Annotated in this window: 23 protein-coding genes; 13 read left to right on the forward strand and 10 right to left on the reverse strand. The window is 70.9% G+C overall.

What is annotated here, in order from left to right; translation table 11 throughout:
* Window positions 1–22: 22 nt before the first annotated feature.
* Entirely contained in the window at window positions 23–670 is a 648-nt protein-coding gene (locus tag BF93_RS03505) for a M23 family metallopeptidase (protein WP_051486480.1), read from the reverse strand.
* Window positions 671–886: 216 nt separating this feature from the next.
* Here BF93_RS03505 and BF93_RS03510 point away from each other — a divergent pair, with 216 nt between their 5' ends.
* The 3 genes from BF93_RS03510 to BF93_RS03520 are packed head-to-tail and all read left to right on the forward strand — an operon-like array spanning window position 887 to window position 2,257.
* Window positions 887–1,168, forward strand: coding sequence for a type II toxin-antitoxin system RelE/ParE family toxin (locus BF93_RS03510; protein ID WP_038370688.1), 282 nt, complete (start codon window positions 887–889; stop codon window positions 1,166–1,168).
* The gene (locus BF93_RS03515; protein ID WP_038370690.1) at window positions 1,155–1,457 is read left to right on the forward strand and encodes a HigA family addiction module antitoxin; all 303 of its coding nucleotides are present in this window, start codon (window positions 1,155–1,157) and stop codon (window positions 1,455–1,457) included. Before BF93_RS03510 ends, BF93_RS03515 begins: the two co-directional genes overlap by 14 nt.
* A complete protein-coding gene (locus BF93_RS03520) occupies window positions 1,454–2,257 on the forward strand; it encodes a 2-phosphosulfolactate phosphatase (RefSeq protein ID WP_232226181.1) in 804 nt (267 codons plus the stop codon). Before BF93_RS03515 ends, BF93_RS03520 begins: the two co-directional genes overlap by 4 nt.
* Before the next feature lie 111 nt (window positions 2,258–2,368).
* Here BF93_RS03520 and BF93_RS03525 read toward each other — a convergent pair whose 3' ends face one another.
* A complete protein-coding gene (locus BF93_RS03525) occupies window positions 2,369–2,989 on the reverse strand; it encodes a hypothetical protein (RefSeq protein WP_038370692.1) in 621 nt (206 codons plus the stop codon).
* Window positions 2,990–3,096: 107 nt separating this feature from the next.
* Here BF93_RS03525 and BF93_RS03530 point away from each other — a divergent pair, with 107 nt between their 5' ends.
* From BF93_RS03530 to BF93_RS18810, 5 genes are all read left to right on the forward strand, one after another.
* On the forward strand, window positions 3,097–3,909 hold the full coding sequence (locus tag BF93_RS03530; protein WP_038371029.1) for a helix-turn-helix domain-containing protein: 813 nt from the start codon (window positions 3,097–3,099) through the stop codon (window positions 3,907–3,909).
* Window positions 3,884–4,267: a hypothetical protein gene (locus tag BF93_RS03535; protein WP_156954028.1), complete on the forward strand. Its 384-nt coding sequence runs from the start codon at window positions 3,884–3,886 to the stop codon at window positions 4,265–4,267. The genes BF93_RS03530 and BF93_RS03535 overlap by 26 nt, the downstream gene beginning before the upstream one ends.
* Window positions 4,268–4,338: 71 nt before the next feature.
* Window positions 4,339–4,746: a hypothetical protein gene (locus tag BF93_RS03540; RefSeq protein ID WP_038370693.1), complete on the forward strand. Its 408-nt coding sequence runs from the start codon at window positions 4,339–4,341 to the stop codon at window positions 4,744–4,746.
* Between the two features lie 282 nt (window positions 4,747–5,028).
* Window positions 5,029–5,901, forward strand: coding sequence for a hypothetical protein (locus BF93_RS03545; protein WP_038370694.1), 873 nt, complete (start codon window positions 5,029–5,031; stop codon window positions 5,899–5,901).
* A gap of 589 nt (window positions 5,902–6,490) precedes the next feature.
* The gene (locus BF93_RS18810; protein ID WP_051486482.1) at window positions 6,491–7,546 is read left to right on the forward strand and encodes a DUF6357 family protein; all 1,056 of its coding nucleotides are present in this window, start codon (window positions 6,491–6,493) and stop codon (window positions 7,544–7,546) included.
* Window positions 7,547–7,572: 26 nt separating this feature from the next.
* Here the strand turns inward: BF93_RS18810 and BF93_RS03555 are convergent, their stop codons facing one another.
* From BF93_RS03555 to BF93_RS03565, 3 genes are all read right to left on the reverse strand, one after another.
* Window positions 7,573–8,130: a dihydrofolate reductase family protein gene (locus tag BF93_RS03555; protein ID WP_038370695.1), complete on the reverse strand. Its 558-nt coding sequence runs from the start codon at window positions 8,128–8,130 to the stop codon at window positions 7,573–7,575.
* Between the two features lie 244 nt (window positions 8,131–8,374).
* Window positions 8,375–8,941 (reverse strand): hypothetical protein, encoded by a 567-nt coding sequence (locus tag BF93_RS18815; RefSeq protein WP_051486483.1) that lies wholly within the window; start codon window positions 8,939–8,941, stop codon window positions 8,375–8,377.
* Window positions 8,942–9,227: 286 nt separating this feature from the next.
* Window positions 9,228–9,659 (reverse strand): winged helix-turn-helix transcriptional regulator, encoded by a 432-nt coding sequence (locus BF93_RS03565; protein ID WP_038370696.1) that lies wholly within the window; start codon window positions 9,657–9,659, stop codon window positions 9,228–9,230.
* Window positions 9,660–9,790: 131 nt separating this feature from the next.
* Here BF93_RS03565 and BF93_RS03570 point away from each other — a divergent pair, with 131 nt between their 5' ends.
* Complete coding sequence (locus BF93_RS03570) at window positions 9,791–10,657, forward strand: oxidoreductase (protein ID WP_038371035.1); 867 nt, start codon at window positions 9,791–9,793, stop codon at window positions 10,655–10,657.
* Between the two features lie 118 nt (window positions 10,658–10,775).
* Here BF93_RS03570 and BF93_RS03575 read toward each other — a convergent pair whose 3' ends face one another.
* Window positions 10,776–12,506, reverse strand: a complete 1,731-nt coding sequence (locus tag BF93_RS03575; protein WP_038370697.1) for a DEAD/DEAH box helicase — start codon at window positions 12,504–12,506, stop codon at window positions 10,776–10,778.
* A 107-nt stretch (window positions 12,507–12,613) separates the two neighbouring features.
* Between BF93_RS03575 and BF93_RS03580 the strand changes: the two genes are divergently transcribed.
* A complete protein-coding gene (locus BF93_RS03580; RefSeq protein WP_156954029.1) occupies window positions 12,614–13,162 on the forward strand; it encodes a hypothetical protein in 549 nt (182 codons plus the stop codon).
* 110 nt (window positions 13,163–13,272) lie between these two features.
* Here BF93_RS03580 and BF93_RS03585 read toward each other — a convergent pair whose 3' ends face one another.
* Entirely contained in the window at window positions 13,273–14,001 is a 729-nt protein-coding gene (locus BF93_RS03585; RefSeq protein WP_051486484.1) for a class I SAM-dependent methyltransferase, read from the reverse strand.
* Window positions 14,002–14,044: 43 nt separating this feature from the next.
* The gene (locus tag BF93_RS03590) at window positions 14,045–15,001 is read right to left on the reverse strand and encodes a GlxA family transcriptional regulator (protein ID WP_038370699.1); all 957 of its coding nucleotides are present in this window, start codon (window positions 14,999–15,001) and stop codon (window positions 14,045–14,047) included.
* Window positions 15,002–15,071: 70 nt separating this feature from the next.
* On the opposite strand from BF93_RS03590, the gene BF93_RS03595 reads away from it, so the two are divergent.
* On the forward strand, window positions 15,072–16,022 hold the full coding sequence (locus BF93_RS03595; protein WP_038370701.1) for an NADP-dependent oxidoreductase: 951 nt from the start codon (window positions 15,072–15,074) through the stop codon (window positions 16,020–16,022).
* A gap of 31 nt (window positions 16,023–16,053) precedes the next feature.
* Here the strand turns inward: BF93_RS03595 and BF93_RS03600 are convergent, their stop codons facing one another.
* Window positions 16,054–16,677: a TetR/AcrR family transcriptional regulator gene (locus tag BF93_RS03600; protein ID WP_038370702.1), complete on the reverse strand. Its 624-nt coding sequence runs from the start codon at window positions 16,675–16,677 to the stop codon at window positions 16,054–16,056.
* Between the two features lie 105 nt (window positions 16,678–16,782).
* On the opposite strand from BF93_RS03600, the gene BF93_RS03605 reads away from it, so the two are divergent.
* Entirely contained in the window at window positions 16,783–17,325 is a 543-nt protein-coding gene (locus tag BF93_RS03605; RefSeq protein WP_038370703.1) for a dihydrofolate reductase family protein, read from the forward strand.
* Between the two features lie 77 nt (window positions 17,326–17,402).
* The gene (locus BF93_RS03610; protein WP_051486485.1) at window positions 17,403–18,074 is read left to right on the forward strand and encodes a YdeI/OmpD-associated family protein; all 672 of its coding nucleotides are present in this window, start codon (window positions 17,403–17,405) and stop codon (window positions 18,072–18,074) included.
* Window positions 18,075–18,167: 93 nt separating this feature from the next.
* Here BF93_RS03610 and BF93_RS03615 read toward each other — a convergent pair whose 3' ends face one another.
* Window positions 18,168–18,758 (reverse strand): TetR/AcrR family transcriptional regulator, encoded by a 591-nt coding sequence (locus BF93_RS03615; protein WP_051486486.1) that lies wholly within the window; start codon window positions 18,756–18,758, stop codon window positions 18,168–18,170.
* Window positions 18,759–18,773: the final 15 nt, after the last annotated feature.

Genomic DNA, 18,773 nt, shown 5'->3' on the forward strand with positions numbered 1-18,773 from the left:
CCCATCTGTCGCAGGGTGAGGACTATCGCGGTCGGCCAGGTCGGTCGTGCCGCCGACGCGGCGGGTCGACGATGTCCCGGTTGCGCGGCAACTCGCCTCCGAATGTCAGCGGTAGGGCGCGGGCACGGTCGATCCGGGCATCGGTGATCGCCTGGAGGTGCAGGTGCGGTTCGGTGCTGTTCCCGGAGTTCCCGCATTCGCCGAGCATGTCACCGGTGCGTATGTCTTGGCCGAGCCGTACGGCGATGCTGCCGCGCGCGAGATGGCAGAGGGCGACGATCACACCGCCCTGCTCGATGAACACGTGGTTCCCCGCGAGGCCGGCCCAGCCGCCCGCCACGCGCTGCCGTTGGGTGAGCGCGTAGCCGAGGGAGGAGAACCCCCGGTAGGCGTGGTGGTCGGGCTCGCCGTCGTGCACGGCGACGACGACCCCGTCCAGCGGTGACAGGATCGGGCGACGGAATCCGGTAAAGCGATCTGGGGGCTCTGCGCGGAGGAGTGAGCCGAGGCCGAACAGGGCTGTTCGCCCGGTGTCGGAAACTGGCACGAAGTCGATCGCGTACGTCGTGGCGAACACCGTCGTCCCGTGGCTGGGCACCCTGTTGGCAGGGCTGTTCTGCGCAAGCCACCGCTGGGTGAACGGGTACTCGAGGTTGACGGGAGTGGTCATAGCACCGTCTCTCTGCGTCTATCTGATGCTACCGACGACGCCAGCCGCGACCTTCTGGCAGAGGCAGGCAGACTGAGTGGCGCTCGCTGTTCGACAGAACCAGCGTGCGACGGTATCTGTGCCGTGTGCCCGACAGACTGCCCCACGTGCGGCGACGTGGAGGAGTTCCGGTTTAACGTCTAGCGTTATTGACGGGTCCCGTTATATCCTGGTTGCGTGATCAGATCGTTCGGAAGCAAGGACACCGAACGGCTGTGGCGTCGTGAGCGGGTGCGCTCGCTGGATCCTCGGATCCAACGTGTCGCGCTGCGCAAGCTTCGTCAGGTGGGATCCGCGGAGTCGCTCGACGACCTCCGCGTCCCACCAGGGAACCGGCTCGACGCGCTCAAGGGCGACCGGGCCGGCCAGCACAGCATCAGGATCAATGACCAGTGGCGGATCTGCTTCGTGTGGACCGATCCAGGACCGGAGGAGGTGGAGATCGTTGACGACCACTGACAAGATCGCGCCGATCCATCCCGGGGAGATCCTCATGGAGGACTTCATCGAGGGTCTCGGCATCACGCAGAACAAGCTCGCCGTGTCCATCGGGGTGCCGCCGCGGCGGATCAACGAGATCGTGCACGGCAAGCGAGGCATCACGGCGGACACGGCGCTGCGTCTCGCGAAGTACTTCGGCACCTCGGCCGAGTTCTGGATCAACCTGCAGAGCCACTACGAGCTTGACCGTGCAGAGGACCTCGCGGGAGAGCAGATCGCGTCGATCACGCCGCTGAGCGTCGCGTGAACTCGCTTCACCGGCAGGCCGTGTTCGGTCAGCACCGCCATCCCGTGAGGTTCGACTGGGGCCCGATGGGGGCGCAGATGGCAGCAGCGGATCTCGCGGTTGTCGTCGACGTCCTGAGCTTCTCGACGTCGGTGTGTATCGCGGTCGAGCGTGGGACGATTGTCTTCCCCTACCGGTGGAAGGGGGTCGGAGCAGCCGACTTTGCTCGTGACCACGATGCTGCCCTGGCCGTCGGTCGTCTCGAGTCGGCTCGGCAGGATTCGCCGACTCCTCTCTCGCTGTCGCCGGCGGTGCTTCTCACCGCACCCGGCGTTCCCAGACTCGTCCTGCCTTCACCGAACGGATCGACTATCGCCACGATCCTGGACGAGTCAGGAGCCCACGTCGTGGTCGGCTGCCTCCGGAACGCGGCCGCGGTGGCGGATGTTATCGCTGCGCGATTGGAGCTTGGCGACACGGTGGCCGTGGTCGCGGCCGGTGAGCGGTGGCCCGACGACGGCTCGCTGCGCCCTGCACTCGAGGATCACCTCGGTGCGGGGGCCGTGCTCTCGGCGCTTGCGGGTCTGGGCTACCGGGATGCGATGAGCCCTGAAGCCTCTGCTGCCGCCGACCTCTTCGACGTGGTGAGGCCACGCTTGGCCCAGGCCATGCTCGAGTGCGTTGGCGCTCAAGAGCTGGAAGTGATGGGTTTCCGCCCTGACGTTGAAGTGGCAGCCGCGCTGGACGTCTCGCAGGTAGTCCCGGTGCTCGTCGACGGGGCCTTTCGGGTGCCCATCGACGAAGCCTCCTGGGACGGGTAGTCCCTGCTGCGCTGTCGGGTCATCAGGTGTTCTCCAGAGGTTGATACGTGCCGGAACGCGGTGGATTTCCGATTCAACGTGTAGACGGTGTGTGCCGGGGAACCGGTCAGCTCAGACCAGCGCGTGCTGGGCCCGGTAGGCATCTCGGCAGGCGACGGCGCAGAATCCGATGGTCTCGCCATCGTGCTCGAGCGTGATCGCGTGTGGTCCTGGACGGACCAGCATGCCGCACATGGGGTCGACCAGCATCCCATCGGGAAACGGTTCGCTGCGGCCTTCTTTCACGGCTTCCTGGTAGTCGGCGACCATTGCTTGCAGGACCTCGTCGGCGGTCGACGCCTTTCCGTCCATGCCGATGCTGCCGTCGACGATGCCGTTGATCAGCACCCACAGAGAGCCGGGTGCACGAGACCAGCCGTGCTCGTTGTCGACGCGACGGACGGCGGCCTTGATCACTCCGATCATGTGGCGAGCGGTCTCGTCCTGCCATGCCTGAGGCACGGACACGGAGGCGATCACGGGCGGCGCATCCTTGCTGTCTACCGGACCATCACCGGTGTGCCAATCGGTGAGCTCGCGAAAACCCAGATGGGCCATCTGCCGGGCCCGGCGCATCGTCTCGGTGGGCGCGTGGTCATCGCTGAGCGCGATGTTCCAGATGTGCTCGACGATCCTGCTGCGGTCCGCTTCGCTGAAGCACCCGGCAGGGCATGAGATCTCGATCAGAATCATTGTCTTCTCCTTCGACTCGGATGCTCCCAGAGTCCTGGAGATGCTGCACGGTGTCGATGACGTCCGAGGTCATGGATCGGCCACCCAGGTGCTGCGAGACTGACCACATGAGTACTGTCCATGCTCCTGTCGGCGCACTGCTTCGGCGATGGAGGATGCGGCGACGCCGCTCGCAGCTCGATCTCGCTGTCGCTGCGGACGTGTCCACCCGGCATCTGAGCTACCTCGAGACGGGGAAGGCAGCTCCCAGCCGCGCCATGATCGCCCGGCTCTGCGATGAACTGGACGTCCCGCTCCGCGATCGGAACACGCTGCTGCTCGCAGCAGGGCTTGCTCCCGAGCACACCGAACACCCCTGGTCGGAGCTGGGGATCGCACGCGCTGCGATCCAGGCGGTTCTCGATGGGCATGATCCGAACCCGGCGGTCGCGATCAATGCCCGTTGGGACGTCCTGGCCGCGAACCGGGCCATGTCCTCCATGCTGTCGAGCCTTCCCACGACCGTCGCCGGCCCGCCGGTGAACATGCTTCGCGCCACGCTCCACCCCGACGGAATCCTCGGCCAGCTGGATGACCCGGGACACTGGCGCGACAACGCCCTGCGCCGAGCCCGGCGACAGTACGAACACACCGCCGATCCTGGCCTGAAGGCTCTGATCGCCGAGATCGAGCACTATCCGATCCCGCCCGCCGCCGGCCAGAACATCGAGGCTGACGAACTCGTCGTGCCCATGCGGCTGCGTACCCCGCTCGGCGAGCTGTCCCTCTTCTACGCAGTGACCGTCTTCGGGGCACCACGCGACATCACCATGGACGAACTCGCGATCGAGTCATTCTTCCCCGCAGATGAGGCCACCCGCGCCCTTCTGCCGCAGCTGATCGCCGGTGTCCCGGGTGGCGGATCTCCTGCCGACGGATGAAGGCCTCGTCCCGCGCTTCGACGCCGCAGTCGTGCAGAGCACGATCGATGCCGTGCACGAGCCCCGAGGGGACGAATGGGAGGCTCTGACGGTTCCGACGCTCGCGATCTTCGCGAAGCACGGGATGGTCAGCGGTGCCGACAAGGATGAGCTGATCCGGCGCAGGCCCGAGACGGACAGAACGGATCTCGGCCGAGGAGGCCGCGATGCGCATCTCGACGCCTTCGATGAGTGGATCGACGTGCTCCGTCGCCGGCTGTCCCGCGGCCGATTCGGCGAATCTCGCACCGGTACCCGATGCCGTCGGTCCGTGCCGGAACTCGGTGGAGTTCCGCGTCAACGTCTGACGGCTCGGTGAGCTACGGTACGCGAGTGGTCCCCCGTCGATCGAAGCGGAATCAGTCACCTCTCGCCCGGAAGCGCTGGGCGGTGCTTGCTGGCACCGCGGTGCTCGTGGTCGGTGGGGGCGCGATGGGCCTGGCCTGGGGTGTCTGGGGCGTGTTCGTGGCCGTGAGCGCCCTGACGGTGGTGGGGTCGACGGCCCCGGGCCTGCTGCTTCTGCCGCGGTCTGCGGTGACGCAGATGCTGGTCATGCAGGTGGCGTCGTGTGCGATGTGGTTCATGCTCATCGGGTGGGGGCTGGTCATGCTGCTGTACCCCGAGTACACCGTCGGGTGGCGATTTCCGGGGAAGAGCGGTGGCGGCATGCGCGTGGAAGAAGTGGACGATGCATGGTGGATCGGTTGGTCCGTGCTCGGCATGGGGGTCTTCTGTGCGGCACTGATCATCACGGTCGAGATACTCCCGAGCATCCGCAGGGCACGAGCGGAGCAGTGAAGCCGGGAGCGTCGTGGCCTGCATCGTGCTGTCCGCTGATCGTGCGGTCTCGGCATCGGCGGGGGAAGACCCGCGTGCGAACCCGCCTGACCGTGCCCGGTGCGCGAGCTGAAGGGCGCGCTCAGCCGCAGTCGCGACCGGATGGAGGCTGCACTCCGGGACGGGTACGGCGGCCCCATCGCGACTCTGGGCGTGTTCAGCTGACGGAGACGACGTGTCGGTTCTCAAGCCGGCCTGGCACAGGTGCGCAGAAGTGCACCGTCGTCCGGTCGGAGGAGCACCGTGATCGGTGTGCGCGTCGACGGCCTCGGCTACGCTGTCCAGGTGCGCCACCAGCAGATCCTCGACAAGCTCGCGGTGGGAGCGGTGGCTCCGACCGCGCGGGACGAAGTGCGGATCCTGGCGCAGAAGAGCTTCTACTCGGCACGGCACCAGGGCCTGGAAGGCGCTCAGCACGCCGACGTCGTGCCCGCCATGAAGGAGCGGTGGCACTTCGTGCTCGACGCGGCCCGCCCGGGGACGGACGCCTCCGAGAGCGAGCGGATGAACGCCTACAAGGTCGCGATCGCCCTGGCCACCTCATTGCACGAGGTCGGATTGACCGATCCTGAGCTCACGGAGCTGGCCGTCGACGGAATCCACGAGCTGAACGACGCCGTGTGGCTGGGGGAGGACTTCCTGCGCCGAACCGACGACATGATCGCGCTGCTGCGGTCCTCACCGGCCCCGCTCACCAGGAAGCCGACCACGCGGGAGACCATCACGTTCACCCGAGGTGGCGATCTCCTCGCGATCCGGCTGCGCAGGCGTTGGGTGGTCGGGCATGTCCACGTCGTCGATGGTCCGAACGCGTATCCGCATATCGAGCTGTACGAGCGCACCTTCGCTCGTCGGCCCGACGCTTCCGAGGTCGTGGGGACTCGCGCGTGGGGGTATGCGTATCTCGGCCGCGACCAGGCGAACGTCACCCGCCTCATCGTGTCGGGGCTGCGCCACCTGCCGGATCCGGCAGAGCAGATCCATCTCATCGCGAGCGGAGTCACGGTGCCGCCGGACAACGCGCATCTGTTTGACGAGCAGATCATCGGCACCCATGTGGACCTGTTCGAGCTGCTCGAGATGGCGCGATCCGTAGGCGGCGAGACGGAGCTCTGACGCCGACGCACGCGGTTTCCGCCCTCGGCGGTATTGCAGCCTGCGCCGAGCGCCGCGAGGGTCGATCTCGTCGGCCCGACGTGATGGTTCCGGCCGTGGAGACGTCGTGGAATTCCGGTGTGACGTCTCGCATCGATGACGGGCTTCGTTATAGAAAGTTCTCGTGGCGTGCTCATCGTCGGCGGCGAGAAGGCTCAGCGCGCCGGCGGCGAGGGTGACGCTTCCGAACAACACGTCGCGGTCGATGACGATCGCGCCGACGCTCACCCCGCCGACGAGCCTCCAGACGCCCAAGACGGTCATGAGAACGCCGGAGAGGAACGCGGCGGCCGCTGTTCTCCTCGTCGGCCGGGGACTCTGACGGCGTGCGCTCATGTGACCTCGATCCTCCGCGGTACGGACCGGATCCGACCGGCGAGGCGCCAGAGCCCCCACCCGTCCCGCGCCGCCGTGGCCAGACCACGTCCGCCTGCTGATCGAACACTCCATAGGCCCTCGTGCCGTCATCGTCCCTATCGAGGCCGGGCCCGGTTAGCCTGGGCGCCAGGTCCTCGAGGTCTCAGGACGATGCACCGAACGGAGTTCTCCCATGGCCGATGTCCCTGCGCCGCAGACGCTGCGCTTCACCGATCAGCACGGCACGGAGCAGTTCTGCGATCGACAAGGGGACGAGGCCGCGGACGCCTTCCTGCTGTTCGTCGCGCAACGGCGAGCTGATGACAACCAGGTCTTCACGGTCGAGGCGTCGGCGGAGCAGTACGGTCTGCGGTTCGATCTCGCCCGGGGAGCCATCGCGCGGTACCGGCACTTCTTCGAGCAGGACGAGGACACCCCGAGCCGCACGTTCGAGGATTACACGCTCCTCGAGGACGAGGAGCGCTCACGGGCCCTCGTGCGGGCACTCGCCGACGACGGGTTCGGCGGTCCGTACCCGCTCGCCGCCTGGATGCCGGGCATCCCCACGGTGCCGGACGTTCCCGACGACGACCCGGACGCGCGGGAGGTCGTGCTGCGCAGCGGTTCCGGTGCATCGCAGATCCTGCGCTTCGCCCACCCGAACGACACCACCTATCCGATGCAGGCGTTCCTCGTCAGGCATGCCGGGCACGACGTCTCGATCGAGTGGCCGGAGGCCGGCGAACGCCTCGAGGTGATGGGCGAGGCGTCCGTGCTCGTGCGCACCGCAGGGCTCGCCGGGGACGGCGCGGCGACCCCGACCGAGCGCAGGGAGTTCCTGAAGGTCGACCAGCCGCGCAGGGTCGCGACCGCTGCCCACCGCTTCCTCGAAGGCGGCTTCGCGGGGCTCGACGGGTTCGGGCAGTGGGTCGCAGACATCGCCGTGCTCGATCTTCCGCCGGCCCAGCTCGGGCGGCACCGGGCGTCGTCGTTCACCTCCGACGCCGAGATCCTCGCCGAGGTCGGGCGCCTCTGGGCGGACTCGGGCATCGTCGATCCGAGCGACCGATTCTGGGTCTTCTTCGAGTCCCGGTCCCGTGACGAGGACGAAGCTGAACGCGCCGAGCTCCTCGCCCTCCTCGACCGGCTCGGCATCGAACCCTCCGACCTTCCCGACGGGGCGCCGACGGGAGAGGTATGGGTTGCGAGGGAGCCCCGTCTCGACGCCGAGATCGACTCCTGGATTTGAGGCGGCCGTCCGCAGGGCGCACCGTCTCAGGACGAGACCGCGTCCGGACGCGAGTACCTCAGTGCGAGGTTGCCCTTCGGGAACTTCCGCACGTCGATCAGCTTCAGCCGCGTGACCTCGGGGAACAGCGGGCTGCCGCCGCCGTAGGCGAAGGGGCCCACCAGCAGGTGGTACTCGTCGACGAGATCCCCACGGACCAGGGCCTGGGCGAGCCGCACGCCGCCGTGCGCGAGGATCGGTCCGCCGTGCTCGGCCTTCAGCCGGGCGACCTCGGTGGCCAGGTCCCCGGAGCAGACGGTGGTCCTCGCCCACGGGGTGTCCAGGGGCGACCGCGAGAAGACGACCTTGGGGATCGAGTTCATCGCCTCGGCCTCGGGCCCGTCCTGGAAGGGCCAGTGCCCGGCCATGTCGCGGTAGGTGCGGGCGCCCATCGCATGGACGCCGGCCGAGCCCAGGAGGGCGGCCATGTGCGCGATGAACTCCTCGTCCTCGTCGTACTCGGGGAAGAGGTCCTCGCGCATCCCTGGGGGCGGCGCGGAGTACCCGTCGAGGGACAGGCTGTGTCGAAGGATCAGCGGACGCATGGCGGCTCTCGTGTTCGTTTCGCCCCCGCCTCCGGGAGGGCGGTGGTCCCACGGTACTCGCGTGCGGCTGCGGGGCCCGGGCGCCAGCAGGGGTGCGGTCGGTCCGGCGCCGGCAGGACGGCACCGGCCGGGACCGGGCCGCGGGGCCCGGACATGGGCCGGCAGCCGGTGCTGCTGCCGAGGACTCGGCGCGTTCCGCGGAGGAGGATCCGTCCCCGGAGCGGCCGCGAACTCGTCCGTGCCCTCACAGGCGGTACTGAGCCAGCTGCATCGCCTTCGGCGGCTCGGGGGCCGCGGCGATCACCGCACGCGTGACGGCGAGCTGCTCCTCATCGACCGCGGACGCGGCGAGCTCCCAGGGGGCCAGGACGTGCTCGAGCATCATGAGGGCGCGCTCGGCCCAGAAGCGCAGCGTCGGGTGGATCCAGCCGGAGATCTTGAACTGCCCGCACGCGGCCGCGACGTAGGCGTCGATCTCGCCGTGCAGGAACCGGGCGTTGTCGGCGTGGGCATCGAGCCAGGCGACGATCTCCTCCTGCGAGCTGTCCCAGACGGACTCGGGCACCAGACCCCAGTCGACGATGAGGGCCGCGATGCAGCCGGGCACGTGCGCGTCCGTCCCTCCCTGCGCGAAATGCTCGTGCAGGGTGCTCAGCGTGTCGTGGCCGTCGTCGGTGCCGAACGGGGCACGGGGATCGTCCTCGCTCCAGAACCAGTCCGGGGCGGCGGCGACATAGGCAGGGTGGCTGGTGGCGGGCGACAGCCCGTCGTCGTCGCGGTCGAGATACGGGACGGGCTTCTGACGGGCCATGGGTTTCCCTGCTTCCAGGAGACGGGAATGTCGCGGGCCGGGCGGCTTCACGATAGCGGCTCTGCGCCCGCATCGCCCCGTCGACCGACCGGCGGCCGCACCCTTCCGTGGACGCACCGCGCCGATCGAGGCGGCCGTGGCGACCGTGCAGACCCTCGCCTGTCCGGTCGGGAACCGCAGCCGCTCGGCCTCGACGTCGACGCGGTCCTGCCCTCGCCCGCTTCGGGGTCGTACGCCGCACGCTCCTCCGGGGCGCCGCGCACCATGTGCAGCTCGGGTCCGGCGTTCAGTCGCCGCTCCGAGCGTCGTAGCGAGCACGGTTCGCGCGGACGGCGTCCATGTTGTCCTGCGCCCAGGCGCGGAGCTGACGCGTGGTCCGGTACAGGGAGGAGCCGAGGTCGGTGAGCGCGTAGTCGACTGTGACGGGCACCGTGGGGGTGACGGTTCGGCTGACGAGCCCGTCGCGCTCCAACGCCCTCAAGGTCTGGGTCAGCATCTTCTGGCTCACCCCGGCGATCAGACGCGAGAGCTCTGAGTACCGGAGGGAGCTCGGGCGCCCTCCCGCATCGGCCCCCTCTCCGGCGAGTGCGCAGAGGACCAGGACGACCCACTTGTCCGCGACCCTGTCCAGGAGCTGACGGCTCGGGCACATCGCGAGGAACGCGTTGTACGCGTCCTTGGCCTCCTGGCGTGCTTCGTCCGCTGTTCTCGTGGCCATGGCGTCCACCTTTCGTGCGGGGAGGCAGCGCACTTCCAGGTACGTACTTCCCACGGGAGAGTTGCTCTCCAATAATCGTCCCCGTGGGCGCGAGACGCTACCGCGACCTGGACGAGGAGAGGCACGACACCATGAGTACAGCATCGACGACACTTCCCGGCGGCACCTGGAACCTCGGTGATCGAACCGTCACGCGCTTCGGATACGGGGCCATGCAGCTCGCCGGCGCCGGGGTCATGGGCCCGCCTGCTGACCGGGACGGTGCGATCGCGGTGCTGCGAGACGCGGTCGAGCAGGGCATCACGCACGTCGATACCAGCGGTGCGTACGGACCGCGCATCACCAACGACCTGATCCGTGCTGCGCTGCATCCGTATTCGGAGTCGATCCTGATCGCGACCAAGGTCGGGGCGAACCGTGACGCGGACGGCGGATGGCCGACCGCGCGGACTCCGGACGAGCTGCGCACGCAGGTCCACGAGAACCTGGACTCCCTCGGAGTCGAACGCCTCGATCTGGTGAACATGCGGATGGGCGACCACACCGGCCCGCAGCCCGGCTCGATCGCCGAGGCGATGGAGACGCTCGCCGCTCTCCAGCAGGAAGGGCTCATCGGGCAGCTCGGCGTCAGCAACGTCACCGCCGAGCAGGTCGCCGAAGCCCGGTCCGTGACACCGATCGTGTGCGTACAGAACATGTACAACCTCGCGAACCGGTGGGATGACCAGCTGATCGACGATCTCGCCGCCGACGGCATCGCCTACGTCCCGTTCTTCCCGCTGGGCGGGTTCAGCCCGCTCCAATCCGCTGCCCTCACGGAGGTGGCGGCCCGTCTGCAGGCGACGCCGATGGCTGTCGCGCTCGGGTGGCTGCTGCAGCGTTCCGAGAACATCCTGCTCATCCCGGGGACCTCGAAGGTCGCGCATCTTCGTGAGAACATCTCCGGTGCTCGTCTCGTCCTGACGGAGCAGGACCTCGCCGATCTCGACGGCATCTGACGGCACGAGACCGGGGCCGGGAGCCCGGAAGGGGACGGCAGCGGCTTCCTGCATGCGGTGACGGGGACGCGAGGTCATCGTGAGCGACAGCCGTGCGGAGATTCCGGCACGAGGGACCTCACCCGCCGTCGGTCAGCGACGCCGCCGGCAGCCAGTCGGCCCCGAGCAGCCGGGCGAGGTCGGCGAGGCCGGCGGTGTCGCCGCCGACGGTGTCGGAGGCCGCGGCGATCCGCTCCACCATCACCTTCGAGACCTGCTCCTCGACGGTGCCCTCGGCATAGGCGATATGCCAGGGGGAGACCTGGTGGTCGCGGTGGGTGCGTCCGGTGACCTGCCGGCCCGCGATGCCCGAGAAGCGGGCCTGATGGAACAGGCCCACCCGCGGCTCGGTGCTGGCCTGCCGTCCGACGGGAAGGGTCTCGCCGGCGTGCAGGCTGATCGAGGCGACCGTGGTGAACACGCAGACCTTCGCCGTCCCGGTCTGGAACCGCAGCCGCTCGGCCTCGACGTCGAAACGATCCTGGCCGTAGATGGTGGCCACCTCGAGGCCCAGGTCGCGCAGCCGCTCGGTGATCGGGTCGGCGGCGGTGGCGACGAACTCGACCGAGCACGCCACCTGCCGTTCGGCCTCGACCTGCTGGGCGATCCAGGCGACGGTGGAGTCCACGCGGATCAGCCCGGCCTTCTGGCGGAAGCGCAGCAGCGCCGCCCGGCCCTTGGCGGTGCTCCGGCCGCGCCGGGCGATGTCCATGTCACGGCAGAACTCGCCCCATTCGGCGTCATACGCCGCACGCTCCGCCGGGGTGAGCGTCACCGGCATCCCCGAGATCGGCACCGGCCCCCATGGCGCCGCGCGGTGCAGCATCGCCGTCGGCCGCTGGTCCTCGAGCCAGCCGCGCACCCGCGCGAGGTCCTCCGCCCGGCGGGTCGCATCGGTGGTCCACGTCGCGCCGTATCGGCCCCGTTCCAGCGAGATCCCGTGGCGCTCCAGCGCGGAGGCGAAATCGGCCCCGGGCTGCTTCGCGGAGGTCCAGCGCGCCATCGGCTCCCCGTGGGCCTGCGCGTAGGCGGGGGCGAGGTAGGGCAGCTCGAGCGGCGTGTGACCGGGCGTCGCGGTCGTCGCGATGACGAACGGCGCCTCCTCGTGCGGGCGCCCATGGCCGGAGACGGTCGCCCAGAGCTTCCACCGCTTGGTGGTTGTGCGGCGCAGCGCATGCGCCTCATCGGCGATGATCACGTCCCAGTCGTGCTCGACGACCTTCTTCAGACGGTCCCAGGTGATCACCACCCAGGTCAGGCCGCCGTCGCCCAGCGCCGTGATGGTGCGGCACCAGTGCCCGATGGTGATCGCCGCGGGCCGGTCGGCGACGACCAGCACCCGCTGCGCCGCGCGGAGGGAGCCGACGGCCGTGGCCCCGAGCACGGCGGAGATCGTCTTGCCGACGCCGGGCTCATCGGCCAGCAGGAACTGCCGCCCGCCGGCCTGGGCGTGCGCGGCGATCGCATCGGCCGCCTCGAACTGGTTCCGGCGGGGCTCGAGATCCTCGGCCGGCGGGGGAGCCGAGGCAGGGCTGCCGGGGTTGAGGGTGTTCTCGAGGAACCGGCCCAGGGTGTGCGGCCCGGGAGCGTAGGGCGCCAGATGCGCCGGCAGCGCGCGGCCGACGAACAGGTGCATCGACACCGCCGGATGCCAGGACGCCCCGTCGACCTGGGTCCCGTAGGGGACGTCGAGCACCCACAGGCGCTCGCCGGGGCCGACGAACGGCAGCGGCCGCTGCGCGCCGCCGGCCCCGGTGCGCGGCGAGGACCTGCGGCGACGGCGGGTGCTGGAGCGGCGAGAAGGGGGCACCCGGTGACCTTATCGGGAGCCTGATCCGGCCGTCGGCACCCTCGCCGGGGCGAGGGCCGCCGCGAGGAGATCTGCGGCTCCGCCCGGCGCTCGATACGGTGGAGGGCATGACGTGGGTATGGATCGTGCTCGGGATTCTCGCCGCTGTCGTCGTGGTCATCGCCGCGATCCTCGTCGGGCTCGGTGCCGCGCGCCGGCGGCTGCGCCGTCAGATCGCCCGTCAGCAGGAGCAGGCCCCGGCGTTCCCCGACTGGGCCCGCGAGCACGGCTACACCTACTCCGCCGCCTTTCCCGAGAGCGACGTGGAGCACCTCAGGGGCCTGGGAGCTCTCACCCCGTTCAGCGATTTCGTCTTCTCCCGGGCCGAGCACGTCTTCCGCGCCGCGGAGGGCGGCCGGATGCGCTACCTGCTGCAGCTCACCGTCTTCAGCGACCCCGGCCCGGAGGCCCGGCCTCGCGGTGCGCTCACGGTCGCCGTCGCGCAGGTGCCGCGGTCCGCGGCGGTGGCCGATGTCCGCGAGCCCGCGCCCTCGCGCGGACAGGCCGGGGTGCACGCCCACGGGCGCTGGGTGACCAGCTATCGCGGCGGCCCGCTGACGCTCGAGTCGATGGAGATCGTCGAGGGCCGCCTGGATCAGCACCTGCAGAGGACCTGAGGTCGACGCTCCTCGAGAAGGGCGCCGCGCCCGGGCCCCGCGCACCGGCCGTGCGCCGCGCCGCGGCGGCGCCTGTCCGGGTGCGCCCGGGGGAGCGTGCGGACGGCCCCCTACCCCGCCCGCTCCAGGGCGAGCAGAGGACTGTCCGGGGCCGGGCCGACTGCCCGCAGCCCTCGTGCGGCGGCTTCCCGGACGAGGACCTCTCGGCTGAGCGCGCGCCAGGGATAGCTCGCACGGCGCCGTTCGAGGAGGTCGCCGTGGGCATCGAGCAAGGACCATTCCATGGTCCAGGTCACCCGGGTCCCGTCCAGGGGATCGGCCCGCCCCCGGGTGCGGATCCGGTTCTCGCCGATCGCGACCTCGCCGAAGTCGGTCCACGGGATCGCCGTGACGGTCCCGGGCGGCTGCAGGGAGAGGGCGAACCGTCCGCCGGGCCGGAGGCGTCCGCCCAGCGCGGCCCACAGGTGCATCCTGGCGTCGTCGTCGAGGTGCCCGATGGCATTCAGCATGACCGCGGCGTCCCAGCGCGGCGGGAGCCGGTCCAGCGCCTCGGGCACCCCGGACGGGACCACGGTCGTGTCCCGCATCAGGGTCGGATCGCCGGCGATCGTGGTCATCAGGCCCGCGCGCATCGACGCGGAGGGCTCGACGGCGAACAGCCGCGCCGCGCCCAGCTCCCGGAGCACGGGCAGCGCCGTGCCGACCCCCGAGGCGATGTCGACCACGTCCCCCTGGAGGGGACCGAGGGCGGAGCGCAGGGCGGAGGCGGTGCTCTCCTGCCACGGCGCGACGAGGGCGGCGTACCACTCGGCGTTGGCGGTGTACAGATCGTCGCTCATGCACCGAGGCTACATGAGAACGATTATCGCCTTGGGGTGCGGTCTACCCGGAGCGCTGGAACGTCCGGCGGTACGCCGAGGGTGTGACGGCCATCGCGGCGTGGAAGTGCCGGCGCAGCGAGGTGCCGGTGGCGAAGCCGACCTCCTCGGCGACCCGGTCGATCGGCAGGTCGCTGCTCTCGAGCAGATGCCGGGCGCGGGCCACCCGCTGGCCGATGATCCACGCCCCGGGGCTCACGCCGACCTCGGCGGTGAAGCGGCGCGAGAAGGTCCGCGGGCTCATCCCCGCCCGGCGGGCGAGGGCGGCCAGGTCGAGGGGCTCGCGCAGGTGCTCGAGGGCCCAGCTGCGCGCGGGGGCGGTGCCGGCGCTCCCGGGATCCGGGACCGGCTGCTCGATGTACTGCGCCTGCCCGCCGTCGCGGAAGGGCGGGACGACGCAGCGGCGTGCGACCGCGGCGGCGATCTCGCTGCCGTGGTCCGTGCGCACGAGATGGAGGCACGCGTCCACCCCGGAGGCCGCCCCGGCGGAGGTGAGGATCCGCCCCTCGTCGACGAAGAGCACGTCGGGGTCGAGGTCGACCCGCGGGAACCGGCGGCGGAAGAGGTCGGCCAGGTTCCAGTGCGTGGTCGCCCGGCGGCCGTCCAGCATCCCCGCCGCGGCCAGGATGAACGCGCCCGTGCAGATCGAGACGATCCGCGCCTCGGCGCGGATGCGTGCCAGGGCGCCGGTGAGCGCCCCGGGCAGCTCGGCGGGGATCTCCGCCGGCGTGATCGAGGCGATGACCACGATGTCCGCGCTGTCCAGGAGCTCGGGCCCGTGCGGGACGTCGATGACGAAGTCCGAGGCGGTGCGGACGGGCCCGCCGTCGGCGCTGCACGTCGAGACCTCGTACAGCCCCGGGGCGGCCTCGAGGATGCGGCTGGGGATGCCGAGCTCGAAGGGGTAGACCCCGTCGAGCGCGAGCACCGCCACCTGCTGGACCTGCCCCGGAGCGACCATGGCACGATCATATCGAAGGATGACCTTCTTGCCATGTCGGCGGCGCTCCGGAGACGGCATCGTGGAGGGCATGACCACGTCACACACCATGCGAGCCGTCACGCAGCACTCCCTCGGAGGCCCCGAGGTCCTCGAGATCGCCGAGGTCTCCCGCCCGGAGCCCCGTCCCAACGAGATCCTCGTCCGTGTGCGCGCGGCGAGCCTGAACCCCACCGACTGGAAGCACCGCGCCGGCGGCGGCTTCCTCGGGGACCCGCCCTTCGTCCTGGGCTGGGACCTCTCCGGCGTCGTGGCGGCCGTCGGCATCGGGGTGGCCCGCTTCCGGCCGGGGGACGAGGTGTTCGGGATGCTCCCCTACCCGTACGGCCACGGCGCGCACGCCGAGTACGTCGCCGCCCCCGCCCGGGTCTTCGCGACGAAGCCCGCCGCCCTGGACCACCTCCACGCGGCGGCGCTGCCCCTGGTGTCGCTGACGGCCTGGCAGGCCCTCGTCGAGAACGCCGATCTGGGGCCCGGGCAGCGCGTGCTGATCCACGCCGCCGCCGGCGGGGTCGGGCACGTGGCCGTGCAGATCGCGAAGGCCCGCGGCGCGCACGTGATCGGCACCGCGAGCGCCCCGAAGCACGACGTCCTGCGCGAGCTGGGCGTGGACGAGGCGATCGACTACACCAGCCAGGACGTCGCCGAGGCCGTCGACGGTGTCGACGTCGTGCTGGACACGATCGGCGGCGAGATCTCCACCCGGTCCCTGCGCACCCTGCGGCCGGGAGGAATCCTCGTCTCGATCCTCCCCGTCGGCTCCGAGGACCTCTTCCGGGAGGCCGAGCGGCGCGGCGTCCGGGCCGTGCGGATGCTCGTCGACTCCTCCCGCGCCGACCTGCAGGCGATCACGGAGCTCGTCGAGCAGGGCCGGCTGCGGCCGATGATCGCCGAGACCGTCCCGCTCGAGAGGATCGCCGAGGGGCACCGCCTCGGCGACACCGGCCGCACCACCGGCAAGATCGTCGTCACCATGGGGTGAACGGCACGGCCCCGGAGCGTGGCGGCGTGCGTCAGGGGGAGGCGCAGCGCGCGGCGATCGTGCGCGCGGCCTCCTCGACGACGCGCCGCTGCTCCTCCTCCGTGATCGTCCAGGTGCCGTGCACGAGGCGAGGCCAGAACACCGCGGAGGCGATCATCCCCAGGAACTGGGCCGATATGAGGTCCGGATCCTCGATGTCGGCCCGCCCCGCCGCGTGCTCCGCCCGGAGGTAGCGCCCGAGGGCGGCGAGCACCGGCAGGGTCCCGAAGTCGAAGGTGCGCTCCCGCAGCTCCGGGAAGGTCGGCGACTCGGCGATCACGGCGCGCATCAGGGAGATCATGCGCGGGCGGGTCAGCAGCTCCGTGTACGCGCGGCCCAGCTCCACCAGGCCGCCGAGGAGATCTCCCGTCGGAGGGTCGACGACCTCGGCGTCGGGCGAGCCGCCCGCGGCGAGCACCGTCGCCTCGAACAGCTCGGCCTTCGTCGGGAACTGCTTGAACAGGGTCGCGCGGGAGACGCCCGCCTCCCGGGCGACCCGGGCCAGGGACGTGCGGTCGTACCCGGACTCGAGGAACAGTCGCATCGCCGCGTCGAGGATCGCAGCGCGGTTCGTCGCGGCGATCCCCTGGTGGTACGGGGAGGGCTGGGCTGGCACGGGTCGAGTATCCCATGAGGTGAGTCGGTTGACTCACCACTGGTGGCCCGGTACCGTCTGAGAGGTGAGTCGAGTGACTCACCATCTACGGGACAGGAGTCGATCATGGCTCGGACGATCATCCACGCGACGATGACCCTCGACGGGTACATCGCGGAATCCGACGGAGGGGTCGACTGGATGTTCGGTCGCCCGTCCGCCCCCGAGGACGACGCGGTCGTCCAGAAGGTCATCGCACGCATCGGCGCGGTGGTCGGGGGAGCGAATGCGACGCAGACCATCGAGGACGGCGAGATCCCGTACGGCGGCATGCTGAAGGTGCCCGTGTTCCTCATGACCCGTACCGAGCACGCACCGATCGAGCGCGACGGCATCACCTACACCTTCGTCGTCGACGACATCGCGCAGGCGGTCGCCGCGGCGGAGCGGGCGGCGGGCGAGGGCTGGGTCAGCCTGCTCGGAGGGAGCATCGCGCGGCAGTGCCTCCGGCTCGGGCTGGTCGACGAGCTCCACCTCGACGTCGCGCCGGTCCTTCTGGGGGAGGGGATCCCGCTGTTCGCCGGGCTGGGACGGCGCATCGAGCTCGAACGCCTCGAGACCTCGGCCTATGCGAGCGAGACCCACCTCCGCTACCGCGTCCTGCGCTGAGCTCCGCGTGCCGGCGGCCAGGGGCGGCGGGCTGTGCGGCACTGCGCTGCGCGCCGGGCGCTTCGTAGACTGGGCGCATGTCCGATGATCCCGGAACCCCCGGCGGCACCGCGGAGCGCCCCGCGATCTTCTTCCGCGACGCCGCGGAGTTCCGCGGCTGGCTCGAGCGCCACCACGCCACCGAGACGGAGCTGTGGATGGGGCTGAGGCTCGCCCACGTCCCGGGCCGCGGGCTCACCTGGGGCGAGGCCGTCCTCGAGGCGCTGTGCTTCGGGTGGATCGACTCGGTCTCCCAGAAGATCGACGCTGACTCGCGCCGCCAGCGCTGGACGCCGCGCAAGGCCGCCAGCACCTGGTCGAACGTCAACATCGCGCACGTCGAGCGGCTGACGGCGGCCGGGCGGATGCACCCGGCCGGCATCGCCGCGTTCGAGCGCCGCACGGCCGCCCGCTCGGGCACCTACTCGCACGAGAACCCGGAGGCGGAGCTCACCGCCGATCTCCAGGCCGTCCTCGACGCCTCGCCCGGCGCCCTCGCATTCCTCGCCGCGGCGACCCCCGGGTACCGCAAGGCCGTGCGGCACTGGATCATGTCCGCCAAGCAGCAGGCCACGCGCGAGCGGCGGGCGCGCCAGCTGGTCGCCTGCTGCGAGGCCGGCGAGCTCATCCCGCCGCAGCGTCCCGGCCGCACCCCGGCATGGCTCGCCCGCGCGGCGGCAGCGGCGGGAGGCTCCGCTCCGCGCAGCTGAGCGGCCCGCGCCCGATGGCCCGGCCGGCGGGCGAGGGGCCGCGATGCTCGCACTGGCGCGGCTGCCGGGGCGCGATCCGTCGTGCCGCCGCGGCTAGCGGCGCGCGATCCGTCGCGCCGCCGCCTCGCGGGCGCGCTCGAGCAGATGGTCGTCGCCGTCGATGCCGCGGTGGACGAGCGCGCCCTCCAGCAGCAGGAACACCTCCTCGGCGGCCGCGGCGGCGCCGGCCCCGGATCCGCCGTCGGGGCCGATCAGCTCGGTGAGACGGTCGATCACGGCGCGCTTGTGCGCCTGGATGACCTGGCGTCCGGGATGCTCGGGCGGGAGCTCCGCGGCGGCGTTGATGAACGCGCACCCGCGATCCGAGGGCTGCGCATCCTGGGCGTAGGAGTCGAACAGCGCGAGCGCCGGGCGGTCCGGCTGCTGCGCCAGCCGCAGCTCCATCCGTCGCCACCAGTCCTGGTGGCGGGCGCGGAGGTAGGTCGCGACGAGCTGCTCCTTCGATCCGAAGCGGTCGTACAGCGTGCGCTTGGTCAGGCCCGACTCCGCGGCGATCGTGTCCACGCCGACGGCGTGGATCCCGTGGCGGTAGAAGAGCTGGGAGGCCACCTCGAGGATGCGCCGCGCGCCGGGGGTCAGCGGCGGCACCTCCAGGGCGCCGCCGGGAACCTGCTGGGTGCTCATGAGACTCCTCGCCCC

The sequence above is a fragment of the Brachybacterium phenoliresistens genome (assembly GCF_000576425.1).
Lineage (GTDB): Bacteria > Actinomycetota > Actinomycetes > Actinomycetales > Dermabacteraceae > Brachybacterium > Brachybacterium phenoliresistens.